10 protein-coding genes and 1 pseudogene are annotated in these 11,026 nt (G+C 48.7%); 2 read left to right on the top strand and 9 right to left on the bottom strand.

The genetic code is table 11. From position 1 onward, the window contains the following. Positions 1–56 precede the first annotated feature (56 nt). The gene (locus tag JF818_RS04350; RefSeq protein WP_198890750.1) at positions 57–503 is read left to right on the top strand and encodes an RpiB/LacA/LacB family sugar-phosphate isomerase; all 447 of its coding nucleotides are present in this window, start codon (positions 57–59) and stop codon (positions 501–503) included. Here JF818_RS04350 and JF818_RS04355 read toward each other — a convergent pair. The 9 genes from JF818_RS04355 to JF818_RS04395 form a co-directional block, all read right to left on the bottom strand. Next, a complete protein-coding gene (locus tag JF818_RS04355; RefSeq protein WP_198890751.1) occupies positions 500–1,048 on the bottom strand; it encodes a hypothetical protein in 549 nt (182 codons plus the stop codon). The genes JF818_RS04350 and JF818_RS04355 overlap by 4 nt on opposite strands. Positions 1,049–1,054: 6 nt before the next feature. Then, positions 1,055–1,582 (bottom strand): hypothetical protein, encoded by a 528-nt coding sequence (locus JF818_RS04360; RefSeq protein WP_198890752.1) that lies wholly within the window; start codon positions 1,580–1,582, stop codon positions 1,055–1,057. Positions 1,583–1,584: 2 nt separating this feature from the next. Next, positions 1,585–2,862 carry a phosphatidylserine/phosphatidylglycerophosphate/cardiolipin synthase family protein gene (locus JF818_RS04365; RefSeq protein WP_233066017.1) on the bottom strand — a complete coding sequence of 426 codons (1,278 nt, stop codon included), beginning with the start codon at positions 2,860–2,862 and terminating at the stop codon, positions 1,585–1,587. Beyond that, entirely contained in the window at positions 2,859–4,028 is a 1,170-nt protein-coding gene (cdd, locus tag JF818_RS04370; RefSeq protein WP_198890753.1) for a cytidine deaminase, read from the bottom strand. Before cdd ends, JF818_RS04365 begins: the two co-directional genes overlap by 4 nt. A 110-nt stretch (positions 4,029–4,138) precedes the next feature. Continuing rightward, a complete protein-coding gene (gene hydA / locus JF818_RS04375; RefSeq protein ID WP_198890754.1) occupies positions 4,139–5,539 on the bottom strand; it encodes a dihydropyrimidinase in 1,401 nt (466 codons plus the stop codon). Positions 5,540–5,595: 56 nt separating this feature from the next. Beyond that, on the bottom strand, positions 5,596–7,047 hold the full coding sequence (gene gcvPB, locus JF818_RS04380) for an aminomethyl-transferring glycine dehydrogenase subunit GcvPB (protein ID WP_198890755.1): 1,452 nt from the start codon (positions 7,045–7,047) through the stop codon (positions 5,596–5,598). Next, a complete protein-coding gene (gcvPA, locus tag JF818_RS04385; protein WP_198890756.1) occupies positions 7,044–8,399 on the bottom strand; it encodes an aminomethyl-transferring glycine dehydrogenase subunit GcvPA in 1,356 nt (451 codons plus the stop codon). Before gcvPA ends, gcvPB begins: the two co-directional genes overlap by 4 nt. 65 nt (positions 8,400–8,464) lie before the next feature. Next, on the bottom strand, positions 8,465–8,848 hold the full coding sequence (gene gcvH / locus JF818_RS04390) for a glycine cleavage system protein GcvH (protein ID WP_198890757.1): 384 nt from the start codon (positions 8,846–8,848) through the stop codon (positions 8,465–8,467). A gap of 30 nt (positions 8,849–8,878) precedes the next feature. Next, on the bottom strand, positions 8,879–10,408 hold the full coding sequence (locus JF818_RS04395) for a glycine hydroxymethyltransferase (RefSeq protein WP_198890758.1): 1,530 nt from the start codon (positions 10,406–10,408) through the stop codon (positions 8,879–8,881). A 111-nt stretch (positions 10,409–10,519) separates the two neighbouring features. Between JF818_RS04395 and JF818_RS04400 the strand changes: the two are divergent. Beyond that, positions 10,520–11,026, top strand: a pseudogene (locus JF818_RS04400) (hypothetical protein); the annotation flags it as partial.

Genomic DNA, 11,026 nt, shown 5'->3' on the forward strand with positions numbered 1-11,026 from the left:
CAGCTAGTCAGAGTAGTGCAAATAGGGTACCATCGAAGGAACCAAGGAGATGTAATATGCCTAGTGTAGTGCTTGCAAATGACCATGGTGCGGTTGAACTGGCCAAGAGATTAATTGGATATCTGGAAAAGATGGGCTATACGGTAAATCATCTGGGAGTAACTTCCAACGATTCGGTAGATTACCCCGATATCGCGAAAGAAGCTTGCCTGGAATACAAGAAAGGCGAGTATGAATTCGGTATTGTCCTCTGTGGAACCGGAATTGGAATCTCCATCAGTGCAAATAAGGTTGAAGGTATCCGTTGTGCTCTCCCCCAGAACTGCTATGCAGCAGCAATGGCGAGACGCCACAACAATGCGAACTTTATTGCATTTGGCGGAAGAATCGACTATCCGGAAGACCCCGTTGATATGCTGGATGCCTTCATGGAGGTCTCTTTTGAAGGAGAACGACACCAGAGACGAGTTGACAAGATGATGGCCCTGGAAGGGACCTGCTAGCGGTAGTCCTTGTAGGTACCTACCACATAGAAATCATATTTGATCAAATCAAAAAGCAAACCAATCTGTCCATTTGATAGATTGTATGCCAGGGTGAGAGAGAGCAGACGCTCTCTCTTCCCATTTACGGGGTTTCCTATCGTTACAGGGGTCAAGGAGAGCAACACATGGCTTATTCCCAAGGTTCCTTGCTCCTGGTAGGAACTTACCATGACACCTGCTCCCAAGAGCGTATTGATCCCTACCCCTGCCACTGCAGATGCGGTGGAACGTTGTCCCAGCAACGTTCGTTGCATGAGCAGTGAAACCGATGAGCTGCTGAATGGGTCGGGAATGATCCGAGTATCTACCTGAACATCAAATTCCCATACATCCGTTAAACCGGTAGAAAGTCCCCACGCAAGCTTCATTCGACTTGGATCAAGATCTTTCTCATATAAGTGGGCATTGGTTCCCAAGGTAATTCCCAGGTCAAAATACCCAGCGAAAAGAGGAGAAACAACAATCAAGACGATGATACTGGTCAATAACAATTTTTTTTGCATGATACCCTACTTGAAAAAATACGTGTAACGGACAAGGTTGATCCCCCAACTGTCCACTACGCCCTTATCCATATTGAAGGCGATAAAGGGGGAAAGCACTTCATACCAGAAGTCCTTTTGGCTCAATTTCAACAGACTTGCTTCCACGGTGAAGGTAGAGGCCTCCCTTGCAGGATCAAACTGGTAGAAAACCCCAAGAGCAGGAGTATAGGCGACCACATTGTGAGCAATGAAATTGAATGGATGATTCGTGGTCCTGACAAGATCTACATGCAAGCCTACCTGCAGGTATGGAATGACCCACTCCTTATCCTGATCGGTTCCTAAGGCTACCTTGCCCACCAAGGAAGGATTCCCGTACTCCAGCAACCAAGGTCGGTAAGCCAGTGAGATTTCCATCCCACTGGACAATCGCTCAGGTCCATCTGAGATCTCTTCACCATAGTACCCAAACCCGTACCCGAACGATCGGGCCATTACAGGAGTTGATAAAAGAAGTATCAGCAGTATGAGTATCATTGTTGGCTTCTTCATCATCAACCTCCAAAGAATGCGGTTATAAAGCGGGGCCAGTTCATGAGGGTATGCCACCCCTCGGCCATCTCTTCGGTAATGGGAACAGTTCCCTCATACAGTTCTTCAAAATGAAGTTTCAACTGTTGGGCCAATTCCGGGCTGTCAATCACCAGGGAATTCTCATAAGCGAGATTCATCGAACGGTAATTGATATTCGTTGATCCAATCAAGACATAGCGCTCATCTACAATGAGCAACTTCTCATGCAGCAACCGTTGGGTTTCCGCTCTCTCTTCCTCGATACGGAGATCAATCCCCATATCAAGAAGATCCTTTGTCATGTACTCAATACCCTTACGGTTGGTAACCCGCCGGTCAAAGGGTATGATCATCTGGATCTCTACACCCCGCTCTTGTGCCATTCTAAAAGCCGTGATCATCTCCTCATCCATGAAGGGAAGAAACGGCAGCACTTGTACTGAGTGGTCCGCCTCACTAAGCAGTGAGCCGATGAGCTTGCTGATCTGTGCGCTTTTCGGTTCCTGGTTCACATACCAACCCTGGTATGTCTCCTTTCCTTCAAGCGAGGTTTCATCAACGGTAAAGTCATCCCTATCTATCTCATCCCAGGTCTGTTCATTCCACCAAGGAACGAAATAGTCAAGAATAAGGCTGCTGAGTTCAGGAGAGATGAATTCATACATGCTATCCCGTTGCAGTTGCTCGTTTTCAGCACCAATGGAGATATAGTTGAGGTTCATCCCCCCAAGCGCGACATGCTTCCCATCTACGATGAGGAATTTTCGGTGGTCACGGTAAAGGAGGTTTAAGCCGCTCACCAACCGTGCACCACTGATGGAATTGAACTCCAGGAGGTGAACCCCGCTTTCACGGAGGAATTTGAGCGGTATCAAATGAAAGCGTGTCTCTGTCATGTCAAAAGGACCTGTCCCGTCTACCACAAAGTATACGCGGACTCCACTCTCTGCTTTCCTGGCAAGTGCACTGTACAGCTCTTCCAGTTCCTCGGAACTGGAGGCAAGGAATGCACTGGTGATAAGATAATCCTCCGCACCCTCTACCAACTCAATAAGCCGGTCTCTCCATGCCCTTCCATCATAGTATACGTCAGGATAGGAAACCTGCACGGAAGGAATCTGAAACGAAGAGAGTTTTTCCTCGAAAGGAACCGAATCAGAGAGCACCTCTTCAGATATCATATGCTGGGTGCTTGAGCAACCTGTTCCGAGAAGTATCAGACTGATGATTATGCATACCAAACGAACCTGACGCATCATGACCTCATCGTGGGGAATATGAAGGGATGTGGCAGCAAATCCTCGAATCGGTATGCTACATGACTACCTTTTCTGCCTTCAGCGTATGCTACATCCACCAAGTGAACATCGGTATCCTTTTTGCTGAACTCTGCAAGCACCTGGAGGCATTGGGCACATGGGGGGGCTGGAGGAGCATCTTCACTCACCACCACCAGAAGAGAGATCCCTATGGTTCCTTCATTTGTTATGGCATTGAGGATCGCATTACGTTCTGCACAGATGGTTGCTCCATAACTGGAATTTTCCACGTTGCACCCACTATATACCCGGCCGGTGGCACTACTGACCACTGCCGCTCCAACCTTGTATTTTGAATAGGGGGTGTAAGCATTCTTCCTGGCTTCATATGCCTGCTCAATTGCCAAATCCAAGAGGGCTTTCCCTCCCCTCAAGGGAGAAGATGCTTCCAGGATCTTGTTTGCGCCATACACCACACGGTCGTCCTTTCCCTTGCTGGAAGAGAGAATCATCTCCAGTTCTTCAATACTGTTGAAATCCTCAAATGCATCCAGGCTTGAAAACACATAATCTGCCCCGGCATCAACAAGTTCGGATACAGGGAAGGTGGTAGCTACTGCACAGACGGAACATCCGGCTTGCTTACCCGCAATAATACCATTCAAGGCATCCTCAATCACCAAGCATTCCTGCGGGGGAAGCCCCATGGAAAGAGACGCCAACTGATAGATATCTGGATTTGGTTTGTTTCTCTTGATGCTTTCACCGGTTACCATGCAATCAAAGTCCGATTCTGCAAGCCCTATTGCACGAAGATTGATCTCTGCCTTTGTACGTGCAGCACTTGTAGCTAGAGCTAGCTTTAGCCCTGCCTTACGGGCATTGGAAATAAAACGATGAACCCCCTCAAGCGGTCCACGGTCCATGGCGTATGTTGCATAGAGAGAAAACAAGGTCTCTCTGGCTTCCTCAAAGTCTATCGAAACACCATATTTCTCAGCTACACCACAGAGAAAACGCTTATCTCCTGCGCCAATGAATGGAGTGAAGTCCTCGCTTTGGACTGTTACTCCTATGCGTTCAAAATAGGTCATTGCAGCGTGGAGGATGACAGGCTCGGAATCGATGAGAACCCCATCCATGTCAAACAGTATGCCTTCAATCATGGAAACTCCTTGCTGATAGTCTAGTGAAAATAGCCATCTGTGACAATAAGTGTACTAGCGAAAGACAGCATCCCTTGCAGGATGCCGTCACTAAAACCAACCTCTCAAACTCAGTGCATAATGGTCTTGCCTCGACCGACATCATCCTGGAAAACAAACTCTCCATGACCTGCACGTCCCAGATAGATATTGTCTCCCATGATCAAACGCCCACGAAGATACGTCATGATCGGCTTTCCAATTACCTGCACTCCCTCATACGGGGTATAGCCACTGGCAGAATGGGTATTCTCCTTGCTGATCGTCCAAGCCATATCAGGGTCGAAGATGACAAGATCTGCATCACTTCCTACTCGGATGGAACCTTTCTGGGGATAGATCCCAAATGCCTTCGCAGGTGCAGTACTGAGCAGATTCACCACTTGCTGGAGGCCAATCCTCCCACTGTTTGCTGCAAAGGAGTACACAAGGCTTAGAAGTTCCTCAGTACCGGGGATCCCTGGAAGTATGGTTCTCACATCATCGCTGGAGAGTTTCTGTTCACGGGTAAAGGAACAGTGATCAGTTGCAATGATCTGCACTTCCCCATTAAGCACTGCTTCCTGCAATGCCTCGTTATCTTCCTTGCTCCTCAAGGGAGGTGTCATTACATACAGTGGGCCATCCTCCCCTTCAAGCTTTTGCTTATCCAGGAACAGGTAGTGGGGTGTTGTCTCAAGAATTACCCTGAGGCCCTTTGCCCGTAGCTCCCTCACCTTCTGCAGTCCAGCCTTGCTCGAAAGATGGACTACGTATAGTGGCATATCGAGCTCCAAGGCTATCTTACCTACTGTCTCAATACCTCTCGCCTCTGCTTCACTTGGGCGGAGTACGGCATGAGAAGGAGGAGTATAAGGACCGGTATAGCTGCTATTGACCTTCTGGATGGTTGCATCATCCTCACAGTGGACACTGACCAGGAGGTCATGCTTCTTGCATAAAGCGAAGATCTTGCGCAGCTCTTCTTGATTGTCGACCAGATAACCTACGTCCTTGTAGGTGGTGAACATCTTGATAACCTTCACCCCGGCTTTCTTGAGCTCCACCAGCTCCTCTTCCAAGGTCTCTCTGTACGCGTACAGGCCTTGATGCAAAGAGAAATCTACTGCCATCTCCTTACCCATGGCTGTACTTCTCGCTTTGGTACAGGCGGCAAGATTTCCCTTCTTGTCATCATCGGCAAAATCAATCACCGTGGTGACCCCTCCAAAGGCTGCACAACGGCTGCCTTCCTCAAAGGAGTCAGCAGTCACCGTTCCCCTGCTTACCAAGTGATAATGTGTATGGGCATCAATGATACCCGGCAATATACACATATCCTCAGCCTGTACAATCTCTGTTCCCTCAGGCAAGGTGTCTGGATCGATTTTTGCTGCGATATGCACAATCTTCGAATCCTCGATCAAGATGTCAGCATGCCTGGTCCATTCCGTATCAACGAGCAATCCGTCTTGTATTAATATTCTATTCATACCTTAAGGATACCTCAGGATTGGAAAGACTGCAAAGCAAAAAGCGTGAGTCATGCTTAGTAACGGAGATTTGGTTCCTTGATCGCCTTAACCTCATCCAAGCGGCCTACAGGGGTGGAATAGGGAGCACCTTTCACATACTCAGGATCCTCCTTTGCCTGTGCAAGGATGGAACGGAAGACAAGGATGAAAGCTTCCAGCGTCTCAAGGCTCTCGCTCTCGGTAGGTTCAATCATGAGTGCTTCACTTACCAAGGAGGGAAAGTACATGGTCGGCGGATGGTACCCCTTGTCAATGAGAGCCTTGGCAACATCCTGGGCCCTGATTCCGTACTTCTGCCTGTACTCCTCGAGACTGATGACGAACTCATGCATGCATTGGGTGCCATAGGGTATCTCACACACATCGGCCAACCGCTTTGCCACATAGTTTGCATTCAGCACGGCATGGGCACTTGCTGAGCGCAAGCCCTCACTTCCCATTCTCAGGATATAAACATATGCCCTGAGCAGTACCAGGAAGTTACCCCAGAACATACTGACTTTCCCAATGGAGTCTTCACTCTCCCAATCAAGGACATACCCACTGTCGGTTAGCTGGATATCGGGCTTTGGAAGGAATGGCCTCAGTGCATCATTCACCATCACCGGCCCGCTACCTGGACCTCCTCCCCCATGTGGGGTGGCGAAGGTCTTATGCAGATTTAGATGTACTACATCAAATCCCATCTCACCCGGGGTAGCCATACCCAATATGGCATTCATATTGGCCCCGTCGTAGTACATCATTGCCCCATGAGCATGAACCATCTTGCTGATGATGAGAATATCCTGCTCAAAAATACCCAGGGTATTGGGGTTGGTCATCATCACGGCAGCAACAGAATCATCAAGCTTTGCCTCAAGATCATCCAGATCCACTTGGCCTTTCTCATTGGCTTCAATGGATAGCACTTCAAATCCATTCACCATTGCACTGGCAGGATTGGTACCATGGGCGCTTGAAGGGATGAGTATCTTGGTACGGCCGGTCTCACCGCGCTTCTCAAAGTAGGCCTTGACCATTTTCAAGCCAGTATATTCACCATGAGCCCCAGCCAAGGGTTGCAGCGTCCCCCATTTCATCCCGGTAATGGAGGAAAGGTCCTCCAGAAGGTTGAACATGATCGAAAGGCTGCCTTGCGTTGTCGAGACATCCTGCAGGGGATGGATTTTGGTAAATGCATCCATTTTTGCAATATGCTCGCTGAGCTTGGGATTATATTTCATCGTACAGGAACCAAGTGGATACATTCCGTTGTCCACCCCATGTGCCATGGTGGAGAGCCGGGTAAAATGCCTCACCACATCCAGTTCAGATACTTCAGGCAGACGGGCAGGTTGTTCTCGCTGGATAGATTTAGGGAGAGGAGGAAGCGCCTGGGAAAAACCCTTGGGCAGATCCAGTGGAGGATAACAGTATGCTTTTCTTCCTTGTTTTGATTGATCAATCAATAGCGGCTCTCTCATTTCATCACCCTCCTTGCTGCGGCCAGATACAGCTCCAGCTCCTCACGACTACGCTTTTCTGTTACTGCTACAAGAAGAACCAACTCATCCTTGACCTGTCGGGTCAACGTTGAGAGTCTTACCCCTGCGAAAATTCCTTCATTGCGAAGCTCCTGCATGAACTTTCTTAGGCGCTTGGGATCAGAAAAGACCAAGGGAAATTCGCACCAGAAGGGCTTGTCCCATACCAGGGTCATCCCTGGAAGCTGGGCCAGATGGTATGCCAGGTAATGTGCCTTTGCATAGCTTTGGTTTGCTGCTTCGACCATACCGTCCCATCCAAGACTGGAGAGATGGATGGTTGTCATAAGTGCCGCAAGCGCATGATTGGAGCAGATATTGCTCGTCGCCCGCTCCCGCTTGATATGTTGCTCTCTTGCCTGGAACGTCAGGGTGAATCCTTTCCTTCCTTTTGCATCTTCGCTCATACCAACCAAGCGACCGGGAAGTTTTCTCAAAAGCGCTTCCTTTACCGCCATATACCCACAACTCGGGCCACCATAGGCAAGGGGAAGCCCCAAGGACTGCGTGTCACCGATGGCAACATCAGCACCCCATCCACCAGGAGATTTCTGCATGGCAAGAGACAGCGGATCGTTGGAGATAGCCAGAAGAGCTTTTTGCTCATGAAGTATTTCTGCCACACCCTCATACGATTCCAATAGGCCATAGCGGTTGGGACTCTGGACAATCAAACCAGCACAGTCAGCATCCAAGAGAGAAGGAAGCAATGAGAGATCCACCACCCCATCCTTCTCAGCAACCAATCTCAGCGTTCTTCCCGTCCCTTTTGCCCAGGTCTGCAAGACCTGCAAGGTAAATGGATGGATGGTAGAGGAGACCAATACCACCGATGTATGCCTCTTTGCACTCACCATCAACGAAGCAGCCTCAGTTGCGGCATTTGCTCCATCATAGAGTGAGGCATTTGCCACATCCATTGAGGTAATCTCACAAACCATGCTCTGGAACTCATAGATTGCCTGGAGCAAGCCCTGACTCATCTCTGCCTGGTATGGCGTGTAGGCAGTCACGAATGAGGGTAAACTGGAAAGCGCCTCAACCGTGGAGGGAACAATGTGGTCATAACAACCACACCCCAAGAACGGTATACCGCGTACATTGCGTTGTGCAATGGAATCAATCATTCGCTGCACCTCGTCTTCAGTCCTTCCCTGACTGATCGGGACTGAATCAGAGAGTAGGATATCCTCTGACAAACCAGAAAAAAGCTCCTCCATTGAAGAAAGGCCGATAGCTTCCAGCATGATCTTTCGGTCTTCATCAGTATGGGGAATATAGGGATAAATCATCTATGCCTCCAGCACATGGGCAAATAAAGGCCGCCAAAATCTGGCGGCTCATTGTTGTGTTCTCTCTATAGAGTCTCTAGATATGCTTGGTATGCCTCTGCATCCAACAATTCACCATAATCATCCTCTGAGAATGAGGTAAGAATATAGAGATGATGAGCATAACAATCCTCATTGATCAATTCAGGAGAACCATCAAGGTCCTCATTCGCCTCTTTCACCACACCCTCAATTGGGTTGATGATGGCCGAAGCTGCCTTGACACTCTCGACGGTGGAGATCTCTTCTCCCTTGTGATATCGCTCACCGAGGGGAGGAAGCTCAACAAAGACAATCTCACCCAGTTCATGTTGTGCATGGTCTGTAATACCTACATAGGCCAAGTCACCCTCAATGCGAACCCATTCATGATCCTTGCTGTAGCGCAGATTCTCTACAATCTTACTCATTGCTTGCCTCCACCATCGTCAATGCTACCATCACCGCTCGTTATTGTCGAGTGGAAAATATTTCTCCAAAAAGGGAAGATCCAACTCGGGATAGAGTTTGAACTTCTCCAGCAAGGCCAGGACACGGTCCTGGGCTTCTCTCTTTGCCCCTTCCTCGGTCACTGCTTTTGCCTTGCTGGGTTGACCGGCATTTGCACCCTTGGTAAGGATCAATGGTTTGGTGTGGTTAAGCACCAATGCAATGATTGAAGCAATCTCTTTCATTTCTGACTCGCCCATCTTGAGTGTCGTTACAGCAGGGGTTCCAATACGTAAACCACTCGTGTACCAAGGACCGTTGGGGTCAAAGGGAAGAGCATTCCTGTTCAAGGTAACGCCACACTCCCTGAGGGCTGTCTCAGCTTGTCTCCCGTTCAGGTCAAAGGGTCTGACATCAAGAAGCATCAGGTGGTTGTCCGTGCCCCCTGTAGCAACAGGAATACCTTCATCCAGGCATGCTTTTGCCAAGACCTCAGAGTTGTTCACAATGCTTTGTGCATAGGCCTTGAAGGAAGGATCGAGTGCTTCCTTGAATGCGATGGCTTTTGCGGCCATGACATGAGGAAGGGGTCCACCGAGTACCAAAGGGCAACCCTTGTCGACACTCTCTGAGAACTCTTTCTTGCAGAGAACCATTCCACCTCGTGGACCACGTAGAGTCTTATGGGTTGTGGTGGTTACCACATCAGCCCATAGTACAGGGTCATAGTTACCGGTGAATACTTTTCCCGCAACCAAGCCGGCAAAGTGAGCCATATCCACCATGAATACTGCACCAACGCTATGGGCAATTTCTCTCATCCGCTTGAAGTCAATTTTTCGGGGATAGGCACTATATCCTGCCAACAGAATCAGTGGCTTGATCTCCTGTGCCATCTTCTCGATTGCATCATAGTCAAGCAGCCCACTCTTCTCATCAACTGTATAGGTATAGGCATCAAACATCTGGGCTGAAATATTCTGGCGGTACCCATGGGTGAGGTGTCCTCCAGAGTAATAATCAAGACCCAATAGTCGTTGGTTACCCAGTTTCTCACGAACCTCATCCCATTGCTCTCGATTAAGATTACTGGGATTGGGAATGCCGAGCTCCTCCAAAGCAGGAACCTGGATACGGGTATTGAGAATTGCCCAATATGCAACCAAGTTAGCATCGGCCCCACTATGAGGTTGAACATAGGCATGCTCTGCCCCAAAAAGCTTACAAGCATACTCGCTTGCTGCTGCTTCTATGGCGTCAACGTTATCACAACCAGCATAGAAGCGGTGGTAGGCAAACCCTTCACTGTACTTGTCGGTGAGCAAATTGCCCATTGCAAGCTGGGAAGCGATTGAGGAGAAATTTTCACTTGCAATCAACTTCAAGTGGGTCCGCTGATCTTTCAGCTCATTGACGATGCGACCTGCAATACCCTGGTCGACCTGTGCAATCTGGTCAAGGGCTGCAGTATAGGCCACCATAGGGCCATTCATCTCTTTGGCTTCTGCCAAATACGCTTGCAATGCTGTTCCACTGGACATGTGTTATACCTCTTTGCGTGCTATGTTACTTCGTATCTTGCCCTTGTGGGGCAACTCTGTCAACGTGCTAGGCAATTTTGGGTTGCATTTTCCCGTATCATACTTCAGAATGTGACGGTTGTCTTCTACAATGAGCAACTCGATACAATGAAGAAAGAGAGAGATTATATGAGTGTAGGCGCTACAAAAACACGTGAAGCACTGGCAAGCAGATTGGGCTTCATTCTACTATCAGCAGGATGTGCTATAGGTCTTGGGAACGTTTGGCGATTTCCCTATATTGCAGGTCGGTATGGTGGGGCAGCATTTGTGCTGATCTACGTCTTGTTCCTGTTCATTCTTGGCCTTCCTGTCATGGTTATGGAGCTATCCATCGGAAGAGCGAGTCAAACCAATATTGGACGCACATTCGAAACATTGACCCCCAAGAAAAAACCTTGGCAAGTCTATGGCAAACTTGCCATCATCGGAAACTATGTATTGATGATGTTCTATACCACCATAACCGGTTGGCTCCTCTCCTATTTTGTACATACCATCAAAGGAGACTTCACTGGATTGAATGCAGACCAAGTGGGAGGGTTCTTCTCCAATATGCTGGGAAAACCAGGGAGCATG

The organism is Sphaerochaeta sp. S2, assembly GCF_016406725.1.
GTDB lineage: Bacteria > Spirochaetota > Spirochaetia > Sphaerochaetales > Sphaerochaetaceae > Sphaerochaeta.

Coding starts and splice junctions, on each gene's coding strand:
- JF818_RS04350 (WP_198890750.1), top strand. CDS start 57: ATGCCTAGTGTAGTGCTTGCAAATGACCATGGTGCGGTTGAACTGGCC.
- JF818_RS04355 (WP_198890751.1), bottom strand. CDS start 1,048: ATGCAAAAAAAATTGTTATTGACCAGTATCATCGTCTTGATTGTTGTT.
- JF818_RS04360 (WP_198890752.1), bottom strand. CDS start 1,582: ATGAAGAAGCCAACAATGATACTCATACTGCTGATACTTCTTTTATCA.
- JF818_RS04365 (WP_233066017.1), bottom strand. CDS start 2,862: ATGATGCGTCAGGTTCGTTTGGTATGCATAATCATCAGTCTGATACTT.
- cdd (WP_198890753.1), bottom strand. CDS start 4,028: ATGATTGAAGGCATACTGTTTGACATGGATGGGGTTCTCATCGATTCC.
- hydA (WP_198890754.1), bottom strand. CDS start 5,539: ATGAATAGAATATTAATACAAGACGGATTGCTCGTTGATACGGAATGG.
- gcvPB (WP_198890755.1), bottom strand. CDS start 7,047: ATGAGAGAGCCGCTATTGATTGATCAATCAAAACAAGGAAGAAAAGCA.
- gcvPA (WP_198890756.1), bottom strand. CDS start 8,399: ATGATTTATCCCTATATTCCCCATACTGATGAAGACCGAAAGATCATG.
- gcvH (WP_198890757.1), bottom strand. CDS start 8,848: ATGAGTAAGATTGTAGAGAATCTGCGCTACAGCAAGGATCATGAATGG.
- JF818_RS04395 (WP_198890758.1), bottom strand. CDS start 10,408: ATGTCCAGTGGAACAGCATTGCAAGCGTATTTGGCAGAAGCCAAAGAG.